Raw genomic sequence first — 26,492 nt, 5'->3', positions numbered from 1 at the left:
GCCTACTGCTGCCCGGGGTTCCTGCGCAGCAGGTAGGTGTCCATGACCCACCCCTTGCGCTCGCGGGCCTCGGCGCGCGCCCGCTCGATCTTCGGACCTGCCTCGGCGAGCGGTCCCGAGATGAGGATCTCGTCCGGGGTGCCTATGTAGGCGCCCCAGTAGATGTCGATGTCCTCGTCCGCGTACCGCCGGAACGCCTGGTGGGCGTCGAGCATCACGACCACGTCGTCCACCCCTTCCGGGAAGCCCTCGCAGAGCCTGCGCCCGGTGGTGATCTGCACGGGCCGGGCGACCCGGTTCAGCCCCGTGCGGTGCCGGGCGACCAGCGCGGAGACGCTGCTCACCCCCGGGACCACGTCGTACTCGAACGCGACGGCGCCCCGCTCCAGCACCTCCTCCAGGATCCCGAGCGTGCTGTCGTAGAGCGCCGGGTCCCCCCACACCAGGAAGGCGCCGGTCTCGTCCTCGCCCAACTCGTCGGCGATCATGCGCTCGTAGATGCCGGCGCGGGCGCTGCGCCAGTCCCCGACGGCCGGCGAGTAGGCCGACCCGCCCGCCGCGCGGTCCCGCTCCGGGTCCCGGGCCTCGACCACCCGGTAGGAACCCGCGGGCAGGTGCGCGTCCAGCATGTCCCGGCGCAGCTGGGTGAGATCGCTCTTCGCCTCGCCCTTGTCGAGCAGGAAGAACACGTCCGTGCCGCGCAGCGCACCGACCGCCTGCAAGGTCAGCTGCTGGGGGTCGCCCGCACCGATACCGATGACATGAATCTTTCGCACGCCACCGAGTCTGCCGTATGCCACCGACAACGCGCCCCCCGCCTCCGGACGCGGCGGCTCAGGGGCCGAGCCGGGGCGCCTCGGCCACGGCGTCCACGGGCCCGGCGCCCGCCTCCACCCGCCCGGCCAGCTCCCGCCCCCAGCGCACGATCCCGGCCAGATCCAGCCCGTACGGCCGGTCTTCGCCCCGCCCCCGCTCCCACTCCTCGACCGCCCCCGCGCCCCGCCGCAACAGCCGGGCCCCGCCCACGGCGTTGCCCCGGGCCGCGTGCGTGAGGCCCACCGCCAGCTGGGCCAGCCCCCGCCACAGCGTGCGCTCCTCCTCGGGCCCCGACTTCCAGGCGTCCTCGAACACCTCGTGGGCGTGGAACGGCCGGCCCGCGTCCAGCAGGGCCTGCGCCTCGGCCACCGTCTCCCGCGGCGCCCGCACGACACCCTCCGGCTGCCGCGGCACCCCGGGCGCGCCGTACGCCAACGGCCGCCCGAGTCCGTCCCGGGGCCGCGCACTGCGCGCCCGCCCCTCCCTGTCCCGGTCCCGGCCCGCCGACCCGTCCGCGTTCGTCATACGACCGATTGTCCCCCGCCCCGCCCCCGGCCCGTTTTCGGCACAGCCGCGCACGTGCGGTAAAGTGCTCTTCGCGTGATGACGCGGGTCACCGCGAGTCGACGCATCGGGACGTGGCGCAGCTTGGTAGCGCACTTGACTGGGGGTCAAGGGGTCGCAGGTTCAAATCCTGTCGTCCCGACTTGAGAGAGTCGCCGATCAGGGCCGGTTTCGGAGGTATCCGAAACCGGCCCCTGATCATTCTTGGGGACCGTTGGGGACCGGCGCCGTGCCGTGCCGGGTGGTCCGGCTCAGCCTGGGGTCGTCTCCGTCCGGCGGCAGACGACGGTTTCGGCAGGTCTCCGGCCGCGCCCGGCGTTCGACGGCCGGACGCTGTCAGAAAGCGAGCTTCAGCAGCAGTTCGCTCAGCTCTGTCGGCATGGTGATCATGCAGTCGTGTCCGGTCGGCAGTTCCCACACCCGTGCCGGAGAGCCATCGGGCTGTGTCGCGGGTACGGGCCGCCGCGTGATCCCTTCCGGCTCCACGCCGACACAGTGGATATGCGTACGGGGAATCAGATCCACGGCCGGGTTGTCCAGCCGGACCGGTTGCACAAGGCAGCGCACCGGCTGGTCGGAGAGCATCGTGCGCAGCCACGCGACGTCGGCCGGCTCTGTGACCCCGAACAGACCGAAGGGCGCGGGCCTCTCGGGAAGCGGTGGAACACGCCAGGCGCTGCCGGACCTCGCGGCCTGGTCGATCAGGTTCCGGGTCATGGGCTGGACGTCGACGGCGGTCTCACCGTGCTCCGGGACCATCGCGTCCAGGTAGACCAGGTGTGCGATCCGTTCCGGGATCTCGTTGGCCACAGACGAGACGACCAGCCCCGCGTAGCTGTGGCCCACGAGTACCACCTCGGTCAGGTCTTCCTCATGGATCAGCCGGATGACGTCCTCGACGTGTGTGTCGAGCCCCACCTCGGGACCGAGCAGGTGCGCCTTGTCGCCGTAGCCGGTCAGCGACGGCGTGAACACGCGGTGCCCGGCCGACTCCAGCAGCGGGACCACCCGCTCCCAGCACCGGCCACTGTGCCAAGCGCCGTGTACCAGCAGGAATGTTGACATCGTTGAAACGGCCTTCCTGTTCGAGGGAGCGGAGGCGCGGAGACATCACGGTTCCGGCTCGTGCCTCGGTACTCTTTGGGAACCGAGGCCATCGTGATGCACCTGCCGCACCACGGGCAATAAGGCACATTTCGGTGCCCCAGTTCCACGGAGGTAACCATGGACGCAGCCGTTGGCGAGCCGCGGCCGGCACGGCAGGAAGACCCGTGCCGGACCCGCGAAGTGCTCGACATCGTCGGTGACAAATGGTCACTGCTGGTCGTACGCAACCTGAGCCAGGGACCGCGCCGCTTCACCGAACTCAAGCGAGCCATCGACGGAATCAGCCAGCGCATGCTCACCGTCACCCTGCGCAGCCTGGAACGTGACGGAATCCTCACGCGGACCGTCCGCAACGTCATGCCGCCGCACGTCAGCTACGAACTCACTCCGATGGGCAGAACCCTTCGCCAAGCCACCGCGCCCCTACTGGAGTGGAGCACCACGCACCTTGCGCACATCGACGCCGCCCGCGCCGCGTATGACGCCCGCCTGGGCGAGTAGGGCTCCAACCGAGCCCGCACATCCTGCCGTCCCGACGTGAGACCGGCCCTGACCCTGTTTCCTCAGTTCGCCGCCGTCCCCACCCGGCTCGTCAGATGCGCGGGGGCCTCGACGTCGTTCGGCAGGAGGGGGTCCGGTCGCAGTTCGCCCCAGGTGGAGTGCAGGGGGAGGACGCCCGCCCACAGGCCGAGTTCGGCGTCGGGACCGGTGCCGTCGTCCGGGGCTCCCTCGCGGATCTTGACGGAGGCCTCGTCCAGGGAGAGGGCCAGCAGTGCCGTCGCGGCGAGTTCCTTGCGGCTGGGGCGCCGGGCGTAGTACCACTGGCCGGGGGCGGCGTGCTCGGTCAGGCAGCGCAGGCCGGCCAGCTTTTCGTCGGGGTCGGTGACCAGGCGGGGCGTGCCGAAGATCATGGCGCTGCGGTAGTTGACCCCGTGCTCGAAGACGGAGCGGGCCAGCACGAGTCCGTCGATGTGGGTGACGGTGACGCAGACGGTGGCGGCGGGGGAGGCGAGCATGCTGCGGCCGGCCACCGAGCCGTGGAGGTACAGGGTGGTGCCGTCCGTCCCGTAGACGGTCGGCACCACCATCAGGGTCCCCTCGACGTCGACGCCCAGGTGGCAGACGAAGCCCGCGGCCAGGATGGCGTCGAGCCGGTCCCGGTCCAGGCTTCCCTGCTCCCGCAGACGGCGGTGCCGGGTGCGCTCGGTCACCGGCAACTGCCGTTCGGGGGTACCGGAGTTCATGGGCGCTTCCCTTCCGGGGCATGGCGAGATGATGACGACGGGGAAGAGTACTGATTCCGCCGAAGAAACGCCATGGATCTTCGTAAATCGTCGGAAGAGAGGGCTGAGGCGACGAGATCCCTTGTGCTGGCCGGGTCAGTGGAGGCCGAAGTCCGGGGCCGGACGGTCCGGTCCGAACAGCCGGGCGGGCACCGCGTCGGCCAGCACCCGGTACCCGGCGGGGTTCAGGTGCAGATGGTCGCCGACGTCCAACGACGGCAGCAGCCTGCGGGGTTGGCCGGGGTCGCGGACCGCCCGGTCGAAGTCGAGGACGGCGTCGAAGCGGCCGCTGGTGCGGATCCAGCGGTTGACCGCCTGCCGGGCCGCCTCGCGGTAGCCGTTCGGGTCGTCGTAGCCCGTGTTCCCCCCGAAGGGCGTCAGCGTGGCGCCGTACACGGGGATGCCCTGCGCGTGCGCCCGGACCACGATCTGGTCGTAGGCCGCGAGCAGATCCTCGGTGGTCTGCCGCTGTGCGGCCTCGGTGGGCGCGGCGGTGCCGATGTCGTTGACGCCCTCGAACAGGATCAGCCATCGGACCCCGCTCTGCGCCAGCACATCGCGGTCGAAGCGGGCCAGCACATTGGGTCCGAGGCCGTCGTTGAGCACCCGGTTGCCGCCCGCCGCCTGGTTGAGGACCGCGACCCCGGCGGTGCGGGGCGAGGACCGCAGCCGGGCGAGCAGCTGGTCCGTCCACCGGTCGTTGCCGTCGGTGGTGGAACCCCGGCCGTCGGTCAGCGAGTCGCCCAGCACGACGGCCGCCGCGGTGGTGCTCTTCGACCAGACCTCCACCCCGCTCAGGAAGTACCAGTGGGCGGTGGTGGCGGCCCCGCCGAGGTCCTCGTCGTCCACGTGGTCCCCGTTCACCAGGTAGGAGGTGGTCCGGGAACCGGGGTGCGAGGTGATGTCGTCCGACGCCTGGCCGTCGGCCAGATAGAGCGTCACCGTGAGGTTGGAGCCCGCCCGCAGGTCGAAGTCCAGCGGGTCGGAGACGGCCTCCGCGCCGACCGGGACCACCGTCGAGGAGCGGCCGTCGAAGGTCACCTTCCGGGTGGTGCCCGCCTGGACGGCACCGGACCCGGCACGACCGCCGTCCGGGAGCGCCACCGACACGGCGGTGATGGGCAGCGCCGCGCCGCCGAACGCGTTGGAGAAGCGCAGCCGCAGATGCGTACCGCCGACCGAGACGTGCACGGTCTGGCGCACCGTGCTGTCGGCGAGGACCCGGCCCGGCTGGGTGAACGGCGCCGGGGGCATGTTGCCCGGCTCGGTCAGCTGGGGCATCGAGGTCCAGGTGTTCACCCAGTGTCCGGCCGCGGCGACCTGGGCCGTGCTCGTCGCGCGTGCACCGCCGGCCGCAGAGGACGTGGCGACACCGGTGACCGTGAGCACGGCCGCGGCGGCCAGGCTCACCAGGAGTGCGGATGTTCGGGCCATGACCTGTGTTCCCTCCTTCAGCGCAGCCGGAGACTCTCGGGCGGGCCGAGGTAGCTGGGCCTGAGTCCGCCGGTGTCCACGACGAGGTTCTGCAGGACCACGGTGGGGTCGACCATCCAGAACTTCAGTACGTGGAGCCCGGGCCGGGTGATCCGGTGGGTGGTGGTGGTGACGTTGACGTTGTCCGAGGTGTTCCGCTGCCACTGCATGTTCATCGTGCCGTCGTCCGAGCCGGTGACCTTGGTGATGTTCACCGGCTGCGGCCGGTCGTCGTCGAAGGAGACGGCGTAGGTGAGGCCGTCGCTCGCCAGGATGTTGTTCCGGGGCGACAGGTACGCGGACACCGTGACCGGTCCGGTCGTGAAGAGCGTGACGGGGTACTCCAGCCGGGGGCCGTCGCCGCCCGGGGTCTGCCGGGGCGCGGTGACCGGGAAGGGCTCCATGCCCGAGCCGGTCCTGCCGATGCCGGGGATGCGCCGCCAGGAGACGACGCCCCCGCCGTGGGCGCTGCCGTAGTGATCGGCCTCGATGGAGACGAAGCCGCCCGCCTCGACGAAGCCGGTCAGGCTGTGCCGGGGCACGTCCGGGTTGTCCACCGGGACCCGCACCGTCACCCGCTCGCCGCCGGGGCCGGTGACCGTGACGGGCACATCGCGCCTGCCCTTGGGCGCGCGGGCCCAGTCGGCCCGGACGGTGACCCGCACCTGGCTGTCGACCCGCCCCCGCGTGGCGTCGACGGTCAGCCACGGGACGCCGGTCCTGATCCGGTAGTCGAAGGGCGTCGTCCCCCGGTTGAAGATCTCGATGTACGGGGCCGGTCCGGTGGCGTACGGGCTGAGCGCGGGCAGCACGCAGTCGGCCGTGGAGCCGGGCCACGCCTGGTCGGAGCCGTCGACGGCGACGCCCATCCGGGACCCCGCGGCCGGGGTGATCCGCTTGACGGCGGGGAAGATCACGTCGGGGATGGCCGCGTTGTCGATCTGCGGCTGCTGCCAGGGGGCGTCCGGGCCGTACCGGGCGACATCGCCGTAGTCGATGTGCGGCTGGGTCTGGAAACCCTTCCACTTCCCGTCGGCCACCGTGTTGTTGAAGCGGTCGGCGAGCGCCTTGTCGGTGCGGAAGTACGACTCCGCGGCCGACGCGAGCGAGTTGGCGGCGGTCCGGCCCTGGGCGGCGTAGAGCAGGTTGGTGAACTGGGCCTGGCGCAGGGCGTAGAGGTTGGCGGTCGCCTTCACCGGATACAGCACCAGCTCGTAGAAGCCGTCCCGCCGGTCCGCCGGCAGGGCGGACTCGATGCGCTCGGCCGCGGCGGACAGCTCCCGCCACTCCTGCGTGACCCGTTCCATCTCCTGGTAGTTGGTGATGCTGAACGGCGTCGCCTGGTCGTCGTAGACGACGGCGGAGGGGTCGGTGGCCAGGTCCTTGTCCGGGTCCACGGTGATCCTGCGGTTGAGCAACTCCGGTTTGCGGCGGGCCTGGAGATGCCCGTACGTGCCCAGCACGGCGGCGATGGCACCGGCGTGCTCGGGCCCGAAGTTCTGCCGGGCGTAGTGCTCCAGCCACTCGGTGACGTTCTCCACCGGCCATCGCGCGGGGTCCCAGGCGTAGTCCAGGAAGAACTGGGTGGGCAGCTCGTTGCTCTTGAGATCGCCGGAGTTGACGATCCACAGCTGCCGGATGCCGTAGGTGTAGGCCTGGTTCAGCTGGTCCCAGACATTGGCCAGGTTGGCGGTGTCGACCCACTTGTAGTTGCGGCCGGCGCCGACGTAGTCGAAGTGGTGGTAGAGGCCGTAACCCCCCTCGCGCGGCGGCAGCGACGGGCTCGGCACCAGGCGCAGGTTGCCCCAGTTGTCGTCGGTGAAGACCACCGTCACGTCGTCGGGTGCCCGCAGCCCCTGTTCCCAGTAGCGCTGGACCTCCTTGTAGAACGTCCACACCTGCGGGGTCTCGGACAGCGGCTTGCCGGTGACGTCGGCGATGATCTGCCGCTGGGTGGAGACGATGCCGCGCATCAGCTCGATGCCGTCGCCGTCGGGCAGCGCGGTGTCGCCGTTGCCTCGCATGCCGAGGGTCACCACGCCCTCGAAGCCCTCGCGCACCTTGCGGCGGATGCCCTCCGTCCAGTACGCCTTCAGCGCCTCGGAGTTGTGGCGGAAGCTCCACTCGCCGGTGCCGCCGTAGGGGTCGCTGCCCGGGGTGACGACATTGCCCTGGGCGTCGCGCACGGCGGGTACGGCGTGCCGGTTCCACTCCTCGATGCCGCGCATCATGGGGGCCTCGTGGGAGGTGCCCATGACGATGCCGTACGCCGTCGCGGTGGCGTGGTTCTCCGGGTCGTCCTCGGCGAAGGCGCGCCCCCACACCGCGGGCCAGAGGTAGTTGGCCTTCAGCCGCAGCATCAGCTCGAAGACCTTGGCGTAGAAGAGGTGGTTGAAGCCGTCGGGGTGGCTGGGGGCCAGGCCGGGGCCGAAGCGGGCCGGGGCCCAGGTGCCGAGCGCGGGGTTCTCGTCGTTGATGAAGAAGCCGCGGTACTTCACCGCGGGCGTGCCCTGGGTGTGCCGGCCGGGCCGGACGTGCAGCAGGTCCTGGTGGCTCGGGGTCGCGTCGGCCCACCAGTACCAGGGGGAGACGCCGATGCCCCGGCTGACGTCGTAGATGCCGTAGATGGTGCCGCGCTGGTCGCTGCCGGCGATCACGAAGGCGCGGTCGACACCGGGCATCGGGTCTTCCACGACCTGCTCCAGGGAGGTCTCCCACTTGCCCGCTGTCCCGGTCACGTCCAGCTTGCCCGCGGCCACCAGGGCGTCGATCAGGGGGCTCTTGCCGATGGTGCCGATGAGGACGACCTCGCGCCGACCCGCCGGGAGGGTGTGGGACAGACCCGGCTCGACGCCCGTGACCCGCTTGAGGTCGTCCTTGAGGTCACCGGCCGCGCGCACGACGCCCGGGTGGTCGGCGGCGCTGACCACGAGGGGGGTGGCCGCACCGCGTTCGACGAGCGGGAAGGTGCCGGGCCCGCGCGAGGTGGTGATGTACGCGCCGGGGTCGGTGGGCCGCACCGTGCTCGCGGTCGTGCCCGCCCAGGCGGCGCCGGCCGTGCCCAGCAGGGAGGCGGCGGGGGTCGCCAGGGCGGTGAGACCGGCTCCCAGGGCCAGCGCCGTTCGCCGGCTCATGCCGGTGCCGGGTCGTGTCGGGTGGGGCCCGCGCCGCGCAGAATCCATGCCGCCCTCCGTGGGGCCCGCGAGCCCCTTCGCCGATAGTGTTTCCGGAAACTTTCCGGAAGTTGTCGCGAAACGTTAGGGACGGGCCGACCGGCCGTCAATACTCGCGGCACCAACTGCCACGTCAGACCGACGGGTTGGCGGCGGTGACGGCCCGGCCCGGCACGCCCGCGGGCCGGGAGGGGCGATTGCCTATGCTGAGGGGCGCAGGCGAGGAGGCTTGGATGGCAGCACAGGACGCGGGGCGCGTCACGATCGCGGACATCGCCCGGGAGGCGGGCGTGTCCCTGCCGACGGTCTCCCGGGTGCTCAACGGGCGCGCCGACGTGTCGCCTTCGACCCGCCGCCGGGTCGAGGAACTGCTGGCCCGGCACGGCTACCGGCGGCGCGCCGCGCCGGCCGCCGGCCGTGCCGAACTGATCGACCTGGTCTTCAACGACCTCGACAGCCCCTGGGCCGTGGAGATCCTGCGCGGCGTGGAGGACGTGGCGCACGCCTCGGGGCTGGGCACCGTGGTCTCCGCGGTGCACCACCGCAGCACGTCCGCCCGGCAGTGGCTGGTCAACCTACGGGCGCGGGCCTCGGACGGCGTCATCCTGGTGACCTCGGACCTGGCCCCCGAACTCCATGCCGAGCTGCGCCGCCTGGGCGTGCCCACCGTCATCGTCGACCCGGCCGGTGTGCCCACCTACGGCCATCCGACGATCGGCGCCATGAACTGGGCCGGCGGGCGCAGCGCCGTCGAGCACCTGCTCGCCCTCGGGCACCGCCGCATAGGTGTCATCACCGGGCCCCCGACGCTGCTGTGCAGCCGGGCCCGCCTGGACGGGTACCGGGCCGCGCTGGAGTCCTCCGGCGTGCGGATCGACGACCGGCTCGTCCGGCAGGGGGACTTCTCCCACGAGGCCGGCTTCGCCTCCGGCACGGAGCTGATCGGCCTCGCCGACCCGCCGACCGCGATCTTCGCGTCCAGCGACCAGATGGCGCTCGGCGTCTACGAGGCGGCCCGGCAGCAGGGGCTGCGCATCCCGGACGACCTCAGTGTGGTCGGCTTCGACGACCTGCCGCAGGTCCAGTGGTCCCCGCCGCCGCTCACCACCGTCCGCCAGCCGCTCGACGAGATGGGGCAGGTCGCCGCGCGTACGCTGCTGCGGCTGATCCAGGGCGAGACCCTGGAGAGCCCGCACATCGAACTCGCCACCCAGCTGGTGGTCCGCAGCAGCACCGGCCCCGCGCCCCGCTGACCCCCGGCCCGGCCCGACGCCCGTCGCGTCCGCGCGAACCGTCCCCGCGTGCGCGTCACCCGGCCCCAACGGTGTGACGCGGGACACGGGAACCGCCCGGTCCGTGCGGAGAGAAATGGGTGTGAACGAGTCAGACAACGACACGCGCCGGCGCGTGCGCGAGGGGCACCGCGAGGCGTTCGCCCAGCTCTACGAGGATTTCGCCCGGGCCGTGTACAACCACGCGCTGCGCCTGACCGGCGACTGGTCGACGGCCGAAGAGGTCATGTCCGAGACCTTCCTGACCGCGTGGCGCTCGCGTGACCGGGTCCAGGAGGAGGGCGGCTCGCTGCTGCCCTGGCTGCTGGGCATCGCCACCCACAAGGCGGACAACGCGCGCCGCGGCGCCCGGCGGCGGCAGCTGTTCCTGGCGCGCCAGTCCCCGGGCACGGTGGAGGACTTCGCCGCCCGGACGGCCGGGCGGATCGACGACGCGCGCCGGCTGCACGCCGTCCAGGCCGCGTTGGGCAGGCTGCGGCGGCCGGAACGGGAGGTGCTGGTCCTGTGCGTGTGGTCGGGCCTGGACTACCAGGAGACGGCCGAGGCACTGGGCATCCCGGTCGGCACGGTGCGGTCCCGGCTGTCGCGCGCCCGCAAGAAGCTCGCCCGGCTCGCCGACGAGAGCGGCCGGGAACCAGGCGTTCGCCGCGGAGAGACAACCAGTGCGGCCGCGCTCGCGGCCCTGCCCGTGCGGGAGGAACTCACATGACCGACAGCACCGCTGCCCGGAACCGGCCCGACGACCGCGACGAGATCGCCCGTCTGCTGCCGGCCCCGGACGACCGGGACCTCACGCGCGAGCAGCACCTACGGCACAAGGAACTGCTCATGCAGCACATCGACCACGACCGCGCCGCGTCCACCGCGGCCGCGGAGCCCGCCCGGCGCACCCCGCGGCGCAGGCCCGTACTCATCGCGTCGGCGGCCGCGCTGGCCCTGGCCGGCGCGCTGACCGCGGGCATCGCCATGACCGGCACCGACGGGCGGACCCACGGCGGCACCACGACGGCGGCCACGGACACGCGGCCCGCCGCGGCCCTGCTGCACCGGATCTCCGCCGCCGCGGCACGGCACGACACGCTCACCGTGCGCGACGACCAGTTCGTGTACACCCGGGAGAAGATCCGCGGGGCCGACCTGACCAGCGGCAAGGCCGTCGTCGGCCCGCTGGAGGACGAGGAGACGTGGCTGGCGCAGGAGCCCGGGCCGCTGCACAGGCTCGGGCTGTCCCGGGTCGACGGAGAGACCCTGCCCCTCAACGCCGAGCTGGGCGACACCGAAGGCACCCCGGCGGGCTTCGGCCGCCCCACCTACCGCTGGCTCGGCTCGCTGCCCACCGACCCCGGACGGCTGCTCGACTACCTGTACGCCAAGACGCCCGAGGCCGAGCGACGCCAGCGCGACCAGGCGGTGTTCGAGCAGATCGGCAGCCTGCTCGGCGGGATGATGCCGCCCCGCACGGCCGCCGCCCTCTACCGGGCCGCCGCCGAGATCCCCGGCGTCCGCCGAACCTTGGAGGCACGCGACGTGATCGGCAGGCAGGGCCTCGGTATCGTCCGCGACGACACGCGCTACGGCGTACGCACCGAGTGGGTCTTCGACCCGAAGGACTACTCCTTCCTCGGCGCCCGCACCTTCCTGATCAGGGACACGTCCTACGGGGAGGCAGGCACCCTGCTGTCCGGCACGGCCGAACTGGCCCACGCCGTCGTGGACAAGGCGGGACTCAGGCCCGCCGACGCGGACGGTACGCGGACCGCCTGACGACCGGCCGCCGACGGTCCCCCGCCCCGGCCGGGGCGGGGGAGCGCACGGAGAGCGGATCTCCGGGCCCGGCGGTCACCCCCTGTTCGAGCCGAGCGTCAGCCCGCTGACGAACTGCCGCTGGAGCGCGAAGTACACGGCCAGGGTGGGGATCGCGGTCAGCAGGGAGCCGGCGGCGACCAGGTTCGGGTCGGTGAAGTACTGGCCGGAGAGGTTGTTCAGGGCCGAGGTGACCGGCATGTTCGCACCCGTCGAGATCAGTACGAGGGCCCAGAAGAAGTCGTTGTAGATCCAGATGGACAGCAGGGTCGCGAGCGCCGCCATCGCGGGTTTGCACAGCGGCAGCGTGATCTGCCAGTACAGCCGCCACACGGAGGCCCCGTCGACCAGCGCGGCCTCGGTCAGCTCGTGCGGCAGCGAGCGCATGTAGTTGCTCAGCACGAAGGCGCAGAACCCGGACTGGAACGCCACGTGGATCAGCACGAGGCCGAGCGCCGAGTCGTACAGCTTGCCGCTCGCCGTGATGCCCGGCAGGTCCGTCAGCAGGTACAGCCGGTACAGCGGGGTGATGATCACCTGCTGCGGCAGGAGGTTGCCGGCCGTGAAGACCAGCAGCAGGGCGAGGTTGAGCCGGAAGTCGAAGCGGCTGACGTAGAAGGCCACGCAGGAGGACAGGAACAGTGTGAGCAGCACGGCCGGTACGGCGATCACCAGGGTGTTGCCGAAGTAGTGCGGCATGTCCGCCTGGCGGAAGGCGTTGGTGAAGTTCTCGAAGGTCAGCCGGTCCGGCCAGGACACATAGCCCTTGGCGCTGGTCTCGGCGTAGGGCCGCAGCGCCGAGAAGACGGCCCACAGCAGCGGTGCCAGCCACGCCAGCGCCGTGCCGGCGAGGAAGACGTGCAGCACCACCCGGGCCGGGCGGACGGGGGCGCGGCGCCCCTGCGGGAGGGTGGAGGCGCTCATGACCGGCGCTCCTTGCGGAAGGTGGCGATGAGATACGGGATGATCACGGCGAGGGAGACGACCAGCAGGACGACGGCGATCGCGGAGCCGTACCCGATGCGGCTGGACTCGCCGATGATGTTGTCGGTCACCAGGATCGACAGCAACTCGGTGCCCTGCGCGCCCTTGTTGAAGACGAAGACCAGGTCGAAGGCGCGCAGCGACTCGATGATGGTGACGACGAGGACGACCGTGTTGGTCGGCCGCAGGGTGGGGAAGACGACGTTCCTGAACGCCTGCCACTCGTTCGCGCCGTCCAGCGCGGCGGCCTCGCGCAGCGACGGGTCGACGCTCTTCAGCCCGGCCAGGTACAGGATCATCATGTAGCCGGTGTGCCGCCAGGACGCGGCGATCAGGACGGCCCACAGATTCAGGTGCGGGTCGCCGATCCAGTCGATGTAGTGGCCGGGCTTGTTCGCCCCGATGATGCTGTTGATCAGCCCGGTGTCGGGGTTGTAGACCAGCTGCCAGACGAAGCCGATGCACGCCATGGAGATGACGACCGGCAGGAAGAACGCGGTCTGGTAGACACGGCTGAACCGGATCCGCTTGTCCAGCTGGACGGCGAGGAACAGGCCGAGCGGTGTGGGGATCAGGATGAGGACGGCGAACCAGACGACGTTGTGCTCGACGGCCGGCCAGAACTGCGGGTTGTCCGCGAAGAGTTGGCGGAAGTTGTCCAGGCCCACCCAGCTGATCGAGCCGAACCCGATGCCGTCCCAGGTGGTGAAGGCAAGGGCGATGGAGGCGAGCGCGGTGACCCAGACGAGGGCCACGTGCAGCACGGTGGGCACGCCCGCCATCAGGGCCAGGACGAGCCGGTCCCGGCGGGTCAGCAACTGCCGCTTTCCCGTCGTGCGGCTCGCGCGCGGGGTGCCGGGAGGCGGCGCGGTGGCCGCCTGCGGCGGCTTCCTCGTCATGGGGGCGCTCACGAGGACGCGAAGATCGTCTTCTTCTGGCGCTCGATGGACGCCAGCAGGCCGTCCACGCCCTTGGGATTCTGCAGGAACTTCTGCAGTCCTGGCTGCATCACCGTGGAGGTGAAGTCGGGCCGGGAGTCGCGGTCCATGAACTGGGTGAGGTTCTTGGCGCCGCTGATCATCGCGAACGCCTTCTTCTGCAACGGCGAGTAGGCGGACGTGTCGGCCTTGCCGGAGGCGGCCACCACGCTGGAGTCGGTCCTGAGGTACAGCTCTTCGGCGCCCGGGGTGCCGAGGTACTCCAGCAGTTTCACCACGCCCGCGTGGTTCTTCGGGGACCTGCTCACCATGAAGCCGTCGGTGGGCGCCTCCACCGTCTCCAGGCCGTGGGCGGGGTCGATCTGCGGGAACGGGAAGAAGTCCAGGTCGTCCAGGGCGGTCTTGTCGGTGAACTGCTGGGCCACGAAGGAGCCGAGGAGGTACATGCCGGCCTTCCGGGCGGCCAGCGACTGGGCCGCGTCCTGCCAGGTACGGCCCATGAAGCCGTCCTGGTGGTAGGGGAGCAGCTCGGCCCAGTGGTCGAAGACGGCCCTGACCCTCGGGTCGGTCCAGGACGCCTTGCCCGCCATCAACCGCACGTGGAAGTCGTAGCCGTTGAGCCGGAAGTCGATCTGGTCGAAGGTGCCCATCGCGGGCCAGGCGTCCTTGTCCCCGAAGGCGATCGGGACGAGGCCGTCCTTCTTCATCCGCTTGCACAGGGCGACGAACTCGTCCCAGGTGCCGGGGATCTCGTACCCGTACCGGCTGAAGACGCTTCTTCGGTAGAAGACCGCCCATGGATAGGTGGTCATCGGCACGAAGTAGTACGTGCCGTCCTCGCCCTTGCTCAGCTTCTTCATGGCGTCGGGGAAGCCGTCCCCGATGCGCGCCCACACGTCGTCGATCGGCGCGGCCAGTTTCTTCGCGGCGAAGAACTGCATGCGGTACCCGGCGAACCAGTTGAACACGTCGTCCGGGGTGCCCTGGAGGTAGGAGTTGATCTGCTCCTGGAAGGTGTTGTGGTCCTTGGTGTTCACCCGGACGGTGATCCCGGACTGCTTCCGGAAGGCCGCGTAGACGTTCTCGAAGGCCTTCTTCGGGACGGCGTCGGAGGCGTTGGAGCCGACGGTGACGGTCTTCGGGTCGGCGGCGGAACCGCTGCCGCCGCAGGCGACGAGCAGCGGGGTGCCGGCCCCGGCGAGCAGCGCGGCGGAGCCCGCACCGCGCAGCACGGAGCGACGGCTGGGAGACGGGACGGACGGACCGGGGTGGGACGGACGCATGGCGACTCCCGAGGGATACAGGGTTCGGCCACGGGGGTGAGTCGATCGCCGCGGACTTGTCGAAACCGCTCATAAACCAACTCGACCGAACAGTGTGGCCGTCATCACAGCCGCGGGGGTGTGGGGGCGTCAAGAGGTGGGTGCACAACGGGAGTTGTCTTGCCCGAAACGTGACCGCCGCCGTTCGTCACGCGCGGCTTCGCGGTGCGACTTGTCCTTACATCCGGACTTACTGGTGAACCTATGTCTGGACAAACTCTTGACAGGGGGTCCGGCAAGGACTTGGATCGCCTCCCGACGCAACAGCGCCCTTTCCCGTCGCACGCACAGCGAGGTGCAAGCAACGATGGACCGCTCTTCCCGTCCGGGCCCCCGCAGGCTGGTTCCGCTGGTGGCCGTGGCCGCCGCGGCGGCGCTGGCCCTCACCGGCTGCTCCAGCGGCCACGGTGGCAAGAAGGCCGAACAGGCCGCCGCGAACGCCTCCGCGGGCAAGGCGGACACCCCCCGGATGACCGTCGCCCTCATCACGCACCAGGCGCCCGGCGACACCTTCTGGGACACCGTGCGCAAGGGCGCCGAGGCCGCGGCGGCCAAGGACAACATCAAGCTCGTCTACTCGGCCGACCCGAACGCGGGCAACCAGGCGAACCTGGTCCAGAACGCGGTCGACCAGAAGGTCGACGGCATCGCCGTCACCCTGGCCAAGCCCGACGCGATGAAGAGCGTGCTCGGCAGGGCGGAGCGCGCCGGCATACCGGTGGTGGGCCTCAACTCCGGGCTCGCGGACTGGCGGAAGCTCGGGCTGACGGAGTTCTTCGGGCAGGACGAGAGCGTGGCCGGCGAGGCCTTCGGCGACAAGCTGAACACCACGGGTGCGAAGAAGGTCGTCTGCGTGATCCACGAGCAGGGCAACGTGGGCCTCACCCAGCGCTGCGACGGGGTGAAGAAGACCTTCAAGGGCACCACCGAGACGCTGTACGTCAACGGCACCGACATGCCCTCCGTGCGGGCCACCATCACGGCGAAACTGAAGCAGGACACCGCCATCGACACCGTCGTCACCCTCGGCGCCCCGTTCGCCGCGACCGCGGCGCAGTCGGTCGGCGACGCCGGCGGCAAGGCGAAGGTCGCGACGTTCGACCTCAACAAAGACCTGGTCAAGGCCGTGCAGAACGGCAGCGTCGAGTTCGCCGTCGACCAGCAGCCCTATCTCCAGGGCTATCTGGCGGTCGACTCGCTCTGGCTCTACAAGTACAACGGCAACTACAGCGGCGGCGGGGTCCAGCCGGTGCTCACCGGCCCGGCGTTCGTCGACAGGTCCAACGTCGACAAGGTCGCCGGGTTCGCCGCGAAGGGGACCCGGTGACGGGCCCGGGGACCGTCGGCGCACCGCCGGCACCCGGCCCCCGGGCGGCGGACGGACGCACCGCACGCCGCCCGCCGGCGCTGCGGCTGCTGGCCCGGCCCGAGGTGGGCGTCTTTCTCGGCGCCGCCGCCGTCCTGGTCTTCTTCCTGATCGCCGCGCCGTCGCTCCGCCAGGGCGGCTCGATGGCCACGGTCCTCTACCAGTCCTCCACCATCGGCATCATGGCCCTGCCGGTCGCCCTGCTGATGATCGGCGGCGAGTTCGACCTGTCGTCCGGCGTCGCCGTGATCACCTCGGCGCTCACCACGAGCATGCTCTGCTACCAGCTGACCCTGAACGTGTGGACCGGAGTGATCGCCGCCCTGGTCCTCTCGCTCGCCGTCGGCGCCTTCAACGGCTGGATGGTGGTCAGGACCGGGCTGCCCAGCTTCCTGGTCACCCTCGGCACCTTCCTGATCCTCCAGGGCGTGAACCTCGCCGTCACCAAGCTGGTCACCGGCAACGTCGCCACCGACGACATCAGCGACATGGACGGCTTCGGCCAGGCGAAGAAGATCTTCGCGTCCTCCTTCGACGTCGGCGGCGTCCAGGTGAAGATCACCGTGGTGTGGTGGCTGGTCTACGCCGCGCTCGCCACCTGGGTGCTGCTGCGCACCAAGTACGGCAACTGGGTCTTCGCCGTCGGCGGCGACCAGGACAGCGCCCGCGCGGTCGGCGTCCCGGTGCGGTTCACCAAGATCACCCTGTTCATGCTGGTCGGCTTCGGCGCCTGGTTCACCGGCATGCACAACCTGTTCTCCTTCAACACCGTGCAGTCCGGCGAGGGCGTCGGCAACGAGCTGATCTACATCGCCGCCGCCGTCATCGGCGGCTGCCTGCTCACCGGCGGCTACGGCTCCGCGATCGGCCCGCTCTTCGGCGCCTTCATGTTCGGCATGGTCAACCAGGGCATCGTCTACGCCGGCTGGAACCCCGACTGGTTCAAGGCCTTCCTCGGCGTGATGCTGCTCGGCGCCGTCCTGATCAATCTGTGGGTCCGGCGCACGGCGACGCGGAGGTAACCGATGAACGACAACGCGGCCGGCACCCACGGCACCGTCCTGCCCGACGCCCCCGCCGGGGACGCGCCCCTGGTCGAACTGCGCGGGGCGGGGAAGTCGTACGGCAACGTCCGCGCCCTGCACGGCGTCGACCTCACCGTACGGGCCGGCCGGGTCAACTGCGTGCTCGGCGACAACGGCGCCGGCAAGTCCACCCTCATCAAGATCATCTCCGGGCTGCACCGGCACACCGAGGGCGACTTCCTGGTCGACGGCCGCCCGGTGCGCTTCGGCACCCCGCGCGAGGCCCTGGACCGGGGCATCGCGGCGGTCTACCAGGACCTGGCGACCGTGCCCCTGATGCCGGTGTGGCGCAACTTCTTCCTCGGCTCCGAAATGACCAGGGGCCCCTGGCCGCTGCGCCGGCTGGACATCGCCCGCATGAAGGAGACCGCCGACCGGGAACTGCGCCGCATGGGCATCGTCCTGGACGACCTGGAACAGCCCATCGGCACCCTCTCCGGCGGCCAGCGCCAGTGCGTGGCCATCGCCCGCGCCGTCCATTTCGGCGCCCGGGTCCTCATCCTGGACGAGCCGACCGCCGCCCTCGGCGTCAAGCAGTCCGGCGTGGTGCTGAAGTACATCGCCGCCGCCCGCGAGCGCGGCCTCGGCGTCGTCCTCATCACCCACAACCCCCACCACGCCTACCTGGTCGGCGACCACTTCAGCGTGCTGCGCCTCGGCACCCTGGAACTGTCCGCCGACCGCGGCGAGATCACCCTCGAAGAGCTGACCGACCACATGGCCGGCGGGGCCGAACTGACCGCTCTCAAGCACGAGTTGGCACAGGTGCGCGACGTGGGGACCGACAGGCTCCCCGAAGGGCCGGACCTCGCCGACACCTCCCCCGAAGGGAACCCCTGACCATGCCCCACGTCCTCGACCGCATCCGGGTCGGCTCCGCCCCCGACTCCTGGGGCGTCTGGTTCCCGGACGACCCCCGGCAGGTGCCCTGGGACCGCTTCCTGGACGAGGTCGCCGCAGCCGGGTACGAGTGGATCGAACTCGGCCCCTACGGCTATCTGCCCACCGACCCCGCCCGGCTCGCCGAGGAGGTGGACCGCCGGGGCCTGAAGGTCTCCGCGGGCACGGTCTTCACCGGACTGCACCGCGGCCCCGGCGTCTGGACCGACACCTGGGCGCACGTCGGCCGGGTCGCCGCCCTCACCCGGGCGATGGGCGCCCGGCACCTGGTGGTGATCCCGTCCTTCTGGCGGGACGACAAGACCGCCGAGATCCTGGAGCCGCCCGAGCTGACCGCCGAGCAGTGGGATCACCTCGCCCGGGGCATGGAGCGCCTGGGCCGCGAGGTGAAGGAGACGTACGGCCTCGACATCGTGGTCCACCCGCACGCCGACACGCACATCGACACCGAGGCCCACGTCGCGCGCTTCCTCGACACCACCGACCCGGCGCTGGTCGGCCTCTGCCTGGACACCGGGCACTACGCCTACTGCGGCGGCGACAGCGTCCGGCTGATCGAGACCTACGGCGAGCGCCTCGGCTATCTGCACCTCAAGCAGGTCGACCCCGCGGTCCTCGCCGACGTCGTCGCCCGGGGGCTGCCCTTCGGGCCCGCCGTCCAGCGCGGCGTCATGTGCGAACCGCCGCACGGCGTACCGGACCTGGGCCCCGTCCTGGAGGCGGCCCAGAAGCTGGGCGTGGACCTGTTCGCCATCGTGGAGCAGGACATGTACCCCTGCGAACCGGACCGGCCCCTGCCGATCGCGGAACGGACCCGGCGTTTCCTGCGGTCGTGCGGGGCATGAACGTCACATCCCAACGCCTCGCGGAGGCGGGTGACTTCCTCGACCGCGTCACCCGGTGGGCCGCACGCCGCGAGGACATCGCCGGCCTGCTCCTGGTCGGCTCCTACGCCCGCGGTGCCGCGCACCCCGACTCGGACGTCGACCTCGTCCTGCTGACGACGGACCCCGCGCACTACTTCACCGACGCCTGGGCCGGCGAACTCGCCCTCGGCGACGCCGTGCGCACCCGGGCCTGGGGCCCGGTCACCGAACGCCGCTACGCCCTGCCCTCCGGCCTGGAGATCGAGTTCGGCATCGGCACCCCCGACTGGGCCCGGACCGACCCCGTCGACCCCGGCACCCGCCGCGTCGTCACCGACGGCGCCCGCGTGCTGCACGACCCCGGAGGCGTCCTCGCCGCGCTGCTCGCCAGCTGCCGTCCGTGACCCCGCACGGGGGTTCCTGCGCAACCACGACGGATTCGCCCCCGGCGCGGCCGGGAACCAAGTCGGGGCACGCGGGCGTTGGAGAAGGAAACGGGGGAGGCCCGCGCAGACGGGAGGACGAGGATGACACACCGCACGGAACCCCGGAAGACGGCACAGGACACCGCGGACGCGGCCCTGCGCCGGGACCGCTTCGGCAAGCTGCCCGAGCGGATACGCCCCGAGGACACGGTCGAGACCAGGCCGGCGACCCTGCCGGACCCGGCCCGGGACCGCTATCACGCGGACGAGTGGCTGGTGCGGTACTGCGGCTGACGGACGCCCCGGTACCGCCACCGGCCCCCGGTGCGCGGCGTCAGGCCTGCCGCACCTCCGCCAGCCGCACCGGGCGGTGCTCGCGGCGCGAGAGCGTGCAGGCCTCCGCGATCCAGCCCGCCTCCAGCGCGTCCTCGACGGTGCACGGCGACGGCCGGTCACCCGCCACGACCTCGGTGAACGCGGCGAGTTCGGCCCGGTAGGCGGCGGCGAAGCGGTCCATGAAGAAGTCGTGCGGGGGACCGGCCGGAAAGCTCGCCCCGGCTTCGGCCGAGCGCAGCGGCAACTTGTCGTCCAGACCGACCGCGAGGGCGTCGGTGAAGCCGTGCAGCTCCATCCGCACGTCGTAACCCCGGCCGTTGTGACGGGAGTTGGAGACCACCGCGATCGTGCCGTCGTCCAGGGTGAGGAGCGCGCCGGCGGTGTCGGCGTCACCGGCCTCGCCGATGTAGCCGGCCCCCCGGTTGCCGCCGACCGCGTACACCTCGGTCACCTCGCGGCCCGTGACCCACCGGATGACGTCGAAGTCGTGCACGGAACAGTCCCGGAAGATCCCGCCGGAGGCGGCGACGTACGCGGCCGGCGGCGGCGCCGGGTCCAGCGTCGTGCAGCGCACGGTGTGCAGCGGGCCCAGCTCGCCCGCCCGCACGGCCTCCCGCGCGGCGGCGAAACCCGCGTCGAAGCGGCGGTTGAAGCCGATCTGGACCGGCACCGCACCGTCGCGCACCGCGTCGCGCACCGCCATGCCCTCCGCCATGGTGCGGGCCACCGGCTTCTCGCAGAACACCGGGACACCGGCCTGGACACCCGCCCGGATCAGCGCCGGATGGGCGTCCGTCGCCGCCGCCACGACCAGTCCGTCCACCCCGGCGGCCAGCAGCGCCTCGGGCGAGTCGGCGATCTCGGCCCCGAACCGCTCGGCGGCGGCCTTGGCGGCGTCCGCCAGCGGATCGGCGACCACCAGCGAGGTGACGACGTCGAGCGCGCAGAGGGTTTCGGCGTGGAAGGCGCCGATGCGGCCGAGGCCGAGGATTCCGATACGCATGGGTTGCCACTCCTGACTGGTCGGGAAAGTTACGGTCGGGCGAACGCGCCTACGGACGCACCCACGTGCCGCTCTCGGCGGACCGCGCCATCGCGTCCAGTACGGCCGCGGCGCGCACCGCGTCGGCGAGCGTCGCGCCGTACGGCGTGCCCTCGGCGATGGAGCGCACGAACCGGCAGGCCTCGATGACCTTGAGGTCGTCGTACCCCATCGGGTTGGCCGCGCCCGGCTGGAACGCGGCGAACTCCCCGGCGCCCGGGCCGACATGGACGGTGCTCATCGGCTGGTCCTGGTAGCTCGTGCCCCGGCCGACCTTGAACTCGTTCATCCTCCTGAAGTCCCAGGACACCGCTCCCCGGGTGCCGTGCACCGCGAAGCCGTAGCCGTTCTGCTCGCCGACCGAGACCCGGCAGGCCTCCAGCACGCCCCGGGCGCCGGAGGCGAAGCGCAGCAGAGCGCCGACGTAGTCCTCGTTCTCCACCGGGCCCCGCGCCCCGCCGGCGGCGCGGGTGTGACCGGCGGTGGCGCCGGCGGGACGGGCGCGCTCCGGGACGAAGACCGCGGTGTCGGCGGTCAGCGCGGCGATCTCGCCGAGCAGGAAGCGGGCCAGGTCGACGCCGTGCGAGGCCAGGTCGCCGAGCACTCCGCGGCCGCCGCGCCGCCGCTCGTAACGCCAGGTCAGGGCGGAGTCCGGATGGGCGGCGTAATCGCTGAACAGCCGGATGCGCGCATGGGTGACGGTGCCGATCTCCCCGGCGGCGATCAGCTCACGGGCGGCCTCGACGGCGGGCGCGTTGCGGTAGTTGAAGCCGACCGCGCCCTGCACCCCGGCCCCGCTGGCCGCGTCCGCGACCGCGCGGGCGTCCTCGGCGGTCAGCCCCACCGGCTTCTCGATCCAGAGGTGCTTGCCGGCCCCGGCCATCGCCGCACCGATCTCCCGGTGCAGGAAGTTCGGCACGGTGACGCTGACCGCCCGCACCCGGGGATCGGCGGCCACCTCCCGCCAGTCGCGGGTCGCGGCGGCGAACCCGTACCGCTCGGCGGCCTCCTCGGCCCGCCCCGGCACCTCGTCGGCGACCGTGATCAGCCGGGGCCGCAGCGGGAGCCGCGGATAGTGGTGGGGGAGACGGGCGTACGCCTGGGTGTGCACCCGGCCCATCCAGCCGAACCCGACGACGGCGACACCCAGTTCATCCACCATGGCAGCCTCTCTCCGGGCCCCGGCCCGCGGCTTGGACCGGTCCATCTCCCTGCCGGGACACCTTTGTTCGGACATGGCGGGGCTGTCAACCCTTTGACAGCGGGACTCACCCCATGGAACGGTCCACCCCATGAGACCGCCGACCATCCGCGACGTGGCCGAACGTGCCGGGGTGTCGAAATCGCTGGTCTCGCTGGTGCTTCGGGACTCGGGGCCGGTGCGCCCGGAGAAGCGGGAGGCCGTGCTGCGGGCCGTGCGCGAACTGGGCTACCGGCCCAACGCGGCCGCCCGCAGCCTCAGCGAACAGCGCACCCGCACCATCGGCGTCCTCCTGGACGACCTGCGCAACCCCTGGTTCGTGGACCTGCTCGACGGCCTCAACCCGCCGCTGCACGCGGCCGGGCTGCGCATGCTGCTCGCCGACGCCCGCCTCAACCGGCGGCTGGGCCACGATCTCGCCGAACCCTTCCTGGACCTCGGCGTGGACGGCCTGGTGGTGGTCGGCACGGTCCCGGACGCGGGCGCCCTCGGCGCGCTCGCGCGCCGGATGCCGGTCGTGGTGGCGGGCGCCCGTGAACCGCAGCCGGACGGGGTGGACGTGATCGCCGGGGACGACGAGCGCGGCGCCCGCCTGGCCACCGAACACCTGCTCGACCTCGGCCACCGCAGGATCGCGCACCTCGCGGGCCGCGGTGCCGTCGGCGAGCTGCGCCGGCGCGGCTTCGAGGCGGCGATGCGGGCCCGGGGCGCCGAGCCGCTGGTCGAGCCCGGCGACCTCACGGAGGAGGGCGGCTACCGGGGGGCCGTACGGCTGCTCCGCCGCCCGCGGCGACCCACGGCACTGTTCGCCGTCAACGACATGGCCTCGGTCGGCGCCCTCTCGGCCGCCGAGGAACTGGGCCTGAAGGTCCCGCGCGACCTCTCCGTGGCCGGCTACGACAACACCAGCATCTCCCGGCTGCGGCACGTCTGGCTGACCACCGTGGACACCGCCCCGAACGAGGTCGGCCGCCGGGCCGCCCACTGCCTTCTCGACCGCTTCGACCGGCCGGGCACCCCGGGGCGGCTCCACCTGGCGACGCCGTCGCTGGAGATCCGGGGCACGACGGCCGCCGTGGCCGCCTCGGCGGGGGGCTCCCCAGAGGTCGCGGGGGCTCTCTAGAGGTTGACGGCGTACGCCTTGCGCAGCGTCTCGTGCACGGTCCACGTCGTACGGTCGCCCGCGCGCAGCACCGCCATGTCGCCCGGCCCGACCCGCAGCGTCGGCCCGTCCTCGCACTGGATCGTCGCCGAACCGCTGAGCACGACGAACAGCTCGTCGGCCTCGGTGTCGGTGACCACGCCCGGGGTGATCTGCCAGATCCCGCGTATCTGCCGGCCGTCCGCCGACTCCCAGACCACCTTCCCGGTCACCTCCGGGTTCCCGGAGACGATCTGCGCGGGGTCGAGGGGCTCGGGTTCGAGGTCGGCGTCGGGGATGTGGAGCGCGAAGCTGTGCGTCATGGGCCGACCCTAGCGGGGCCCGCACCCCCGCCGCCGTCGACAGAGTGTGCGGCATCGGACCTGGCCGCAGGACACTTCGTCGGGCCGCGCCGACTGGCGGTGCCGTGCGGCGGGGGCGACCGTGGAAGACATGGCGGACTCGACCGCGGCGGCCCGCGAGCCGGACGGACCCCATGAGCACGCGGCGAGCGGGCGGCCGCCCGGCGGGCACAGCACCCGCGAGGCCGTCCTCTTCGGCGGGGTCTACGGTGCCGTCCTCGCCAGCTCGATGGTCGCCGCCCTCAGCCGCTACGGCGGCACCACGCCCGCCAGCCGCCGCTACGACGCCCTCTGGCTGCTGGTGACCGCGCTCGCCTCCGCCATGGCCCACGGCTACGCCCACTACATCGCCGAGCGCGCCCCGCACCGCCGCGGGGACGGCCTGCGCGCCGTGCGCGGGGAGTGGCCGCTGGTCACGGCGGTAGTGCCGACCGTCTTCCTGCTCGCCGGCTCGGGCTGGGGGTGGTGGCCGGCGAAGGGCGTGGAGTACCCCGCGTTCGTCCTCAACATCCTGATCCTCTTCGGCCTCGGCCTGATCACCGCCCGCCAGGCCGCCCGCGTCTGGCCGTCCGCCGTCCTGATGGGCCTCGGCGACGCCCTCCTCGGCCTCGTCGTCGTGGTCGCCAACGCCCTCATCAAGTGATCCGGCCGCCGATGTCCGGGCAGCCGCGCGCATACGGTAGGGTTGACCTGCGTGATCACGCGGAACAGCCCGCGCGGAGCACGACGGGACGTGGCGCAGCTTGGTAGCGCACTTGACTGGGGGTCAAGGGGTCGCAGGTTCAAATCCTGTCGTCCCGACGATAATGTCGCAGATCAGAGGGGTCCTTCGGGGCCCCTCTCGATCGTTTCCGTAGGCGCCGCCTCACGATTTGCCGGCGCCTCGCGTCGGAGCTCATCCGTCTTCCACGGCCTCCCCGGATTCTCCCCGAGCGCATAAGCGCGGTCCTCGGATGCGCCTCCCAGGCAGCCGGCTTCTCCACCGCCTACACGGCGCGGTACGCCTTCAGCTGCGAAGGACGGCTTCGGTAGGGGCGACGCCCCGGCCACCTGCACGCCCGTGGATGCCACCACCGCCACCTGCTCCGGCCGGATGCGTCGAACGTTCCGCACGGCTGCGGCGTCGTAGAGGCGAGGATTCGTGCGGGGAGAGGTGGGAGGGGAGGGCGTGTTGTTACGCAGAAGGACGAGCCGGAGCCAGAAGACGGACCACGGCGCTGACGATCCGCTGGACGCGGCCCAGGAGCACCGAGTGCGGGCGATACTCGCACTCGGTGGCGTGCCGCAGGCGGATCTGCCGGACGGAGTGCAGCAGGTTCGCCTGCGGCTGCTGGAGCGGGCAGCGAGTGGCCAGGAGGCGCCTCGCAACATCTCCGCATGGGTCGCGGTGGTCGCTTCCAACCTCGCGATGGACTGGCACCGCGCCAAGCACCGCCAAGAACGCCTCGGCGAGCGGCTGGCCTCGCTGCGGCAGGGAGAAAACCCCTCTGGCGAGGACACCCGGCTGCTCTCCCTCGCCGTCGCCCAGGGACTGGAGGAACTGCCCGAGGCCCAGCGCCAGGTTCTGATCCTGCGCTTCTACGCCGACCTGCCCGTCCGGACGATCGCCCGACAACTCGGCATCCCCGAAGGCACAGTCAAGAGCCGGCTGCACACCGCCGTCCGCGCCCTGCGAGGACGGCTCCACGCGGAAGAGGTGGTATGACGTGACCGCCGAAAACATGGGGGCCGACGGCCACGGAGAGGCGGACCCGCTGATGGCCGCAATTCTGGACGAACCGATGCCCCGCCTGGCATACCCTGACGCGGACCGCATGTCCGAGTACCGCGCGGCCCGCGCCGACCTCGCCACGCTCCGCCAAGAGCTCACGGTCATCGCCAACGTGCTTGCCGCCCAGGAGCCAGCGCAGTCCCCCGGCGGGAGTGCGGCCGGACACCCGCAGCAGCCGAGGCCGCCTTGGCGAGGGGGCCGAGCCATTGTGGTGGGGGGCCTTGTGGCGGCCCTTGTCGTCTGCGCGGCGTTCCTGCTGGCGTGGCTCCTCCCCTTGGCACAGACCGAGACGCGTTCGGTCGGAGGCGCCACCGACGCCAAGGTCAGCACCGGCTTGTACGTGGCCTGCGCCCGGCTGATCGTCGAGGGCACGGTGACCCAGGTCGCTCCCGAGCCCGGCACCAGACAGGACCGGATCGAACTTGCCGTCAACCGCCACTACAAGCCCCCAAGGGGCCCCGACCGGATCACCTTTCCGATGGACCACGACGTCTCGCCCCGCCTTCGGCCCGGCGACCATGTCCTCATCTCCATTCCCAGACAGGCAAACAGCCCCGACCTCTGGAGCACAGGCGAAAAGCAGATCGCCCACGACCGCGCCTGGATCCTCGCAGCGCTCAGGGAGTCCCGCACGCTCACCTGCGACCCGAACTCCTCTCACGACTGATGACCGTCCCTGGGACCGACCGCAAGCCCGACCACGCTCGGCGCGCCCCGACCGCGTCTTCAGCCGAGGCATGTCCCAATCGCGGTCGGAGACTGGGCCGCGCTTGATCCGGCTGAGCGGCGGCCTGGCCCGCCGCTCGGCACCCGCCGTCGGTCCGGCGGCCGGGCTGGACGGAAGTCGTCAGCGCTCCGGTGCTGTCCTCTGGGCGCTGAGCCCACCGAGGTGAGGCGCCGGACGGAGATACCGCGGTGCTCGTTCGACTCGTGGGCGGCCCACGTCGCAGACCTCTCCCGGGCGCGGCCGGTGGAGCGCGAAGCGGACGACGAAGAGGGCGGGCGCGGCCTGCGTCTTGTGGCGACGCTGGCCGCCGACTGGGGCACGGACGAGCGACATGGGCGGCTGCGGTTCAGCACGGCCCCTGCTGAACCGAACCCGCCTGCCGTCGCCAGAGGGTCGGAAGAGGACGAGCAGAACCGACCGCCCCAGGACGCGGCGAAGCCCCGGCCCGGTGAACTCACCGAGCTGGGGTTCTGTCGTCCTACGGCCGTCTCACGCAGGTCTCGCGAACTGCAAGG

26 protein-coding genes and 2 tRNA genes are annotated in these 26,492 nt (G+C 71.8%); 16 read left to right on the top strand and 12 right to left on the bottom strand.

The window, feature by feature from the left end:
* Positions 1-2 precede the first annotated feature (2 nt).
* Positions 3-776, bottom strand: a complete 774-nt coding sequence (gene cobF / locus HZZ00_RS24270; protein WP_180328446.1) for a precorrin-6A synthase (deacetylating) — start codon at positions 774-776, stop codon at positions 3-5.
* Positions 777-834: 58 nt separating this feature from the next.
* Positions 835-1,341, bottom strand: coding sequence for a DUF309 domain-containing protein (locus HZZ00_RS24265; protein ID WP_180328445.1), 507 nt, complete (start codon positions 1,339-1,341; stop codon positions 835-837).
* Between the two features lie 107 nt (positions 1,342-1,448).
* On the opposite strand from HZZ00_RS24265, the gene HZZ00_RS24260 reads away from it, so the two are divergent.
* Positions 1,449-1,522, top strand: a tRNA-Pro gene (locus tag HZZ00_RS24260).
* A 194-nt stretch (positions 1,523-1,716) separates the two neighbouring features.
* On the opposite strand, the gene HZZ00_RS24255 is transcribed toward HZZ00_RS24260, so the two are convergent.
* Positions 1,717-2,445, bottom strand: coding sequence for an alpha/beta fold hydrolase (locus HZZ00_RS24255; protein WP_180328444.1), 729 nt, complete (start codon positions 2,443-2,445; stop codon positions 1,717-1,719).
* Positions 2,446-2,604: 159 nt separating this feature from the next.
* Between HZZ00_RS24255 and HZZ00_RS24250 the strand changes: the two genes are divergently transcribed.
* Positions 2,605-2,988, top strand: a complete 384-nt coding sequence (locus HZZ00_RS24250; protein ID WP_180328443.1) for a helix-turn-helix domain-containing protein — start codon at positions 2,605-2,607, stop codon at positions 2,986-2,988.
* 62 nt (positions 2,989-3,050) lie between these two features.
* Here HZZ00_RS24250 and HZZ00_RS24245 read toward each other — a convergent pair whose 3' ends face one another.
* The 3 genes from HZZ00_RS24245 to HZZ00_RS24235 form a co-directional block, all read right to left on the bottom strand.
* The gene (locus HZZ00_RS24245; protein ID WP_180328442.1) at positions 3,051-3,731 is read right to left on the bottom strand and encodes a pyridoxamine 5'-phosphate oxidase family protein; all 681 of its coding nucleotides are present in this window, start codon (positions 3,729-3,731) and stop codon (positions 3,051-3,053) included.
* Positions 3,732-3,866: 135 nt separating this feature from the next.
* Positions 3,867-5,204 carry an SGNH/GDSL hydrolase family protein gene (locus HZZ00_RS24240; protein WP_180328441.1) on the bottom strand — a complete coding sequence of 446 codons (1,338 nt, stop codon included), beginning with the start codon at positions 5,202-5,204 and terminating at the stop codon, positions 3,867-3,869.
* A 17-nt stretch (positions 5,205-5,221) separates the two neighbouring features.
* Positions 5,222-8,425, bottom strand: a complete 3,204-nt coding sequence (locus tag HZZ00_RS24235; protein WP_180328440.1) for a glycosyl hydrolase 115 family protein — start codon at positions 8,423-8,425, stop codon at positions 5,222-5,224.
* A 224-nt stretch (positions 8,426-8,649) separates the two neighbouring features.
* Between HZZ00_RS24235 and HZZ00_RS24230 the strand changes: the two genes are divergently transcribed.
* The 3 genes from HZZ00_RS24230 (at position 8,650) to HZZ00_RS24220 (ending at position 11,472) form a co-directional block, all read left to right on the top strand.
* Positions 8,650-9,669, top strand: a complete 1,020-nt coding sequence (locus HZZ00_RS24230) for a LacI family DNA-binding transcriptional regulator (protein WP_180328439.1) — start codon at positions 8,650-8,652, stop codon at positions 9,667-9,669.
* Between the two features lie 115 nt (positions 9,670-9,784).
* Entirely contained in the window at positions 9,785-10,417 is a 633-nt protein-coding gene (locus HZZ00_RS24225) for an RNA polymerase sigma factor (protein WP_180328438.1), read from the top strand.
* Entirely contained in the window at positions 10,414-11,472 is a 1,059-nt protein-coding gene (locus HZZ00_RS24220; RefSeq protein ID WP_180328437.1) for a CU044_5270 family protein, read from the top strand. Before HZZ00_RS24225 ends, HZZ00_RS24220 begins: the two co-directional genes overlap by 4 nt.
* A 75-nt stretch (positions 11,473-11,547) precedes the next feature.
* On the opposite strand, the gene HZZ00_RS24215 is transcribed toward HZZ00_RS24220, so the two are convergent.
* The 3 genes from HZZ00_RS24215 to HZZ00_RS24205 are packed head-to-tail and all read right to left on the bottom strand — an operon-like array spanning position 11,548 to position 14,716.
* A complete protein-coding gene (locus tag HZZ00_RS24215) occupies positions 11,548-12,435 on the bottom strand; it encodes a carbohydrate ABC transporter permease (protein WP_180328436.1) in 888 nt (295 codons plus the stop codon).
* Entirely contained in the window at positions 12,432-13,394 is a 963-nt protein-coding gene (locus HZZ00_RS24210; protein ID WP_180328435.1) for a carbohydrate ABC transporter permease, read from the bottom strand. Before HZZ00_RS24210 ends, HZZ00_RS24215 begins: the two co-directional genes overlap by 4 nt.
* An 8-nt stretch (positions 13,395-13,402) precedes the next feature.
* Positions 13,403-14,716 (bottom strand): ABC transporter substrate-binding protein, encoded by a 1,314-nt coding sequence (locus HZZ00_RS24205; RefSeq protein WP_180328434.1) that lies wholly within the window; start codon positions 14,714-14,716, stop codon positions 13,403-13,405.
* Between the two features lie 346 nt (positions 14,717-15,062).
* On the opposite strand from HZZ00_RS24205, the gene HZZ00_RS24200 reads away from it, so the two are divergent.
* The 6 genes from HZZ00_RS24200 to HZZ00_RS24175 all read left to right on the top strand — a co-directional run bounded on the left by HZZ00_RS24200 (position 15,063) and on the right by HZZ00_RS24175 (position 19,691).
* The gene (locus HZZ00_RS24200; RefSeq protein WP_180328433.1) at positions 15,063-16,082 is read left to right on the top strand and encodes a sugar ABC transporter substrate-binding protein; all 1,020 of its coding nucleotides are present in this window, start codon (positions 15,063-15,065) and stop codon (positions 16,080-16,082) included.
* Positions 16,079-17,143: an ABC transporter permease gene (locus HZZ00_RS24195; RefSeq protein WP_180328432.1), complete on the top strand. Its 1,065-nt coding sequence runs from the start codon at positions 16,079-16,081 to the stop codon at positions 17,141-17,143. Before HZZ00_RS24200 ends, HZZ00_RS24195 begins: the two co-directional genes overlap by 4 nt.
* 3 nt (positions 17,144-17,146) lie before the next feature.
* Positions 17,147-18,046, top strand: coding sequence for an ATP-binding cassette domain-containing protein (locus HZZ00_RS24190; RefSeq protein WP_180328431.1), 900 nt, complete (start codon positions 17,147-17,149; stop codon positions 18,044-18,046).
* A 2-nt stretch (positions 18,047-18,048) separates the two neighbouring features.
* Positions 18,049-18,951, top strand: a complete 903-nt coding sequence (locus HZZ00_RS24185; RefSeq protein ID WP_180328430.1) for a sugar phosphate isomerase/epimerase — start codon at positions 18,049-18,051, stop codon at positions 18,949-18,951.
* Positions 18,948-19,376, top strand: coding sequence for a nucleotidyltransferase domain-containing protein (locus HZZ00_RS24180; RefSeq protein ID WP_180328429.1), 429 nt, complete (start codon positions 18,948-18,950; stop codon positions 19,374-19,376). The genes HZZ00_RS24185 and HZZ00_RS24180 overlap by 4 nt, the downstream gene beginning before the upstream one ends.
* Positions 19,377-19,499: 123 nt before the next feature.
* The gene (locus tag HZZ00_RS24175; RefSeq protein ID WP_180328428.1) at positions 19,500-19,691 is read left to right on the top strand and encodes a hypothetical protein; all 192 of its coding nucleotides are present in this window, start codon (positions 19,500-19,502) and stop codon (positions 19,689-19,691) included.
* A gap of 40 nt (positions 19,692-19,731) precedes the next feature.
* Here HZZ00_RS24175 and HZZ00_RS24170 read toward each other — a convergent pair whose 3' ends face one another.
* Both HZZ00_RS24170 and HZZ00_RS24165 read right to left on the bottom strand, forming a co-directional pair.
* Entirely contained in the window at positions 19,732-20,736 is a 1,005-nt protein-coding gene (locus HZZ00_RS24170) for a Gfo/Idh/MocA family oxidoreductase (RefSeq protein ID WP_180328427.1), read from the bottom strand.
* A 49-nt stretch (positions 20,737-20,785) separates the two neighbouring features.
* On the bottom strand, positions 20,786-21,937 hold the full coding sequence (locus tag HZZ00_RS24165) for a Gfo/Idh/MocA family protein (RefSeq protein ID WP_180328426.1): 1,152 nt from the start codon (positions 21,935-21,937) through the stop codon (positions 20,786-20,788).
* A gap of 130 nt (positions 21,938-22,067) precedes the next feature.
* Between HZZ00_RS24165 and HZZ00_RS24160 the strand changes: the two genes are divergently transcribed.
* Positions 22,068-23,099: a LacI family DNA-binding transcriptional regulator gene (locus tag HZZ00_RS24160; RefSeq protein WP_180328425.1), complete on the top strand. Its 1,032-nt coding sequence runs from the start codon at positions 22,068-22,070 to the stop codon at positions 23,097-23,099.
* Here the strand turns inward: HZZ00_RS24160 and HZZ00_RS24155 are convergent.
* Positions 23,096-23,440, bottom strand: a complete 345-nt coding sequence (locus tag HZZ00_RS24155; protein WP_180328424.1) for a cupin domain-containing protein — start codon at positions 23,438-23,440, stop codon at positions 23,096-23,098. The genes HZZ00_RS24160 and HZZ00_RS24155 overlap by 4 nt on opposite strands.
* 130 nt (positions 23,441-23,570) lie before the next feature.
* Here HZZ00_RS24155 and HZZ00_RS24150 point away from each other — a divergent pair, with 130 nt between their 5' ends.
* The 4 genes from HZZ00_RS24150 (at position 23,571) to HZZ00_RS24135 (ending at position 25,917) form a co-directional block, all read left to right on the top strand.
* The gene (locus HZZ00_RS24150; RefSeq protein ID WP_180328423.1) at positions 23,571-24,122 is read left to right on the top strand and encodes a hypothetical protein; all 552 of its coding nucleotides are present in this window, start codon (positions 23,571-23,573) and stop codon (positions 24,120-24,122) included.
* A gap of 84 nt (positions 24,123-24,206) precedes the next feature.
* Positions 24,207-24,280, top strand: a tRNA-Pro gene (locus tag HZZ00_RS24145).
* A 370-nt stretch (positions 24,281-24,650) separates the two neighbouring features.
* Positions 24,651-25,184, top strand: coding sequence for an RNA polymerase sigma factor (locus HZZ00_RS24140; protein ID WP_180328422.1), 534 nt, complete (start codon positions 24,651-24,653; stop codon positions 25,182-25,184).
* Between the two features lies 1 nt (position 25,185).
* Complete coding sequence (locus HZZ00_RS24135) at positions 25,186-25,917, top strand: hypothetical protein (RefSeq protein WP_180328421.1); 732 nt, start codon at positions 25,186-25,188, stop codon at positions 25,915-25,917.
* Positions 25,918-26,492 lie beyond the last annotated feature (575 nt).

The sequence above is a fragment of the Streptomyces sp. NEAU-sy36 genome (assembly GCF_013423905.1).
GTDB classification, from domain to species: domain Bacteria; phylum Actinomycetota; class Actinomycetes; order Streptomycetales; family Streptomycetaceae; genus Streptomyces; species Streptomyces misionensis.
The sequence above is the reverse complement of the archived record's forward strand: the minus strand, read 5'-3'. Positions and strand labels throughout refer to the sequence as shown.

Coding starts and splice junctions, on each gene's coding strand:
- HZZ00_RS24265 (WP_180328445.1), bottom strand. CDS start 1,341: ATGACGAACGCGGACGGGTCGGCGGGCCGGGACCGGGACAGGGAGGGG.
- HZZ00_RS24255 (WP_180328444.1), bottom strand. CDS start 2,445: ATGTCAACATTCCTGCTGGTACACGGCGCTTGGCACAGTGGCCGGTGC.
- HZZ00_RS24250 (WP_180328443.1), top strand. CDS start 2,605: ATGGACGCAGCCGTTGGCGAGCCGCGGCCGGCACGGCAGGAAGACCCG.
- HZZ00_RS24245 (WP_180328442.1), bottom strand. CDS start 3,731: ATGAACTCCGGTACCCCCGAACGGCAGTTGCCGGTGACCGAGCGCACC.
- HZZ00_RS24240 (WP_180328441.1), bottom strand. CDS start 5,204: ATGGCCCGAACATCCGCACTCCTGGTGAGCCTGGCCGCCGCGGCCGTG.
- HZZ00_RS24235 (WP_180328440.1), bottom strand. CDS start 8,425: ATGGATTCTGCGCGGCGCGGGCCCCACCCGACACGACCCGGCACCGGC.
- HZZ00_RS24230 (WP_180328439.1), top strand. CDS start 8,650: ATGGCAGCACAGGACGCGGGGCGCGTCACGATCGCGGACATCGCCCGG.
- HZZ00_RS24225 (WP_180328438.1), top strand. CDS start 9,785: ATGGGTGTGAACGAGTCAGACAACGACACGCGCCGGCGCGTGCGCGAG.
- HZZ00_RS24220 (WP_180328437.1), top strand. CDS start 10,414: ATGACCGACAGCACCGCTGCCCGGAACCGGCCCGACGACCGCGACGAG.
- HZZ00_RS24215 (WP_180328436.1), bottom strand. CDS start 12,435: ATGAGCGCCTCCACCCTCCCGCAGGGGCGCCGCGCCCCCGTCCGCCCG.
- HZZ00_RS24210 (WP_180328435.1), bottom strand. CDS start 13,394: ATGACGAGGAAGCCGCCGCAGGCGGCCACCGCGCCGCCTCCCGGCACC.
- HZZ00_RS24205 (WP_180328434.1), bottom strand. CDS start 14,716: ATGCGTCCGTCCCACCCCGGTCCGTCCGTCCCGTCTCCCAGCCGTCGC.
- HZZ00_RS24200 (WP_180328433.1), top strand. CDS start 15,063: ATGGACCGCTCTTCCCGTCCGGGCCCCCGCAGGCTGGTTCCGCTGGTG.
- HZZ00_RS24190 (WP_180328431.1), top strand. CDS start 17,147: ATGAACGACAACGCGGCCGGCACCCACGGCACCGTCCTGCCCGACGCC.
- HZZ00_RS24185 (WP_180328430.1), top strand. CDS start 18,049: ATGCCCCACGTCCTCGACCGCATCCGGGTCGGCTCCGCCCCCGACTCC.
- HZZ00_RS24180 (WP_180328429.1), top strand. CDS start 18,948: ATGAACGTCACATCCCAACGCCTCGCGGAGGCGGGTGACTTCCTCGAC.
- HZZ00_RS24175 (WP_180328428.1), top strand. CDS start 19,500: ATGACACACCGCACGGAACCCCGGAAGACGGCACAGGACACCGCGGAC.
- HZZ00_RS24170 (WP_180328427.1), bottom strand. CDS start 20,736: ATGCGTATCGGAATCCTCGGCCTCGGCCGCATCGGCGCCTTCCACGCC.
- HZZ00_RS24165 (WP_180328426.1), bottom strand. CDS start 21,937: ATGGTGGATGAACTGGGTGTCGCCGTCGTCGGGTTCGGCTGGATGGGC.
- HZZ00_RS24160 (WP_180328425.1), top strand. CDS start 22,068: ATGAGACCGCCGACCATCCGCGACGTGGCCGAACGTGCCGGGGTGTCG.
- HZZ00_RS24155 (WP_180328424.1), bottom strand. CDS start 23,440: ATGACGCACAGCTTCGCGCTCCACATCCCCGACGCCGACCTCGAACCC.
- HZZ00_RS24150 (WP_180328423.1), top strand. CDS start 23,571: ATGGCGGACTCGACCGCGGCGGCCCGCGAGCCGGACGGACCCCATGAG.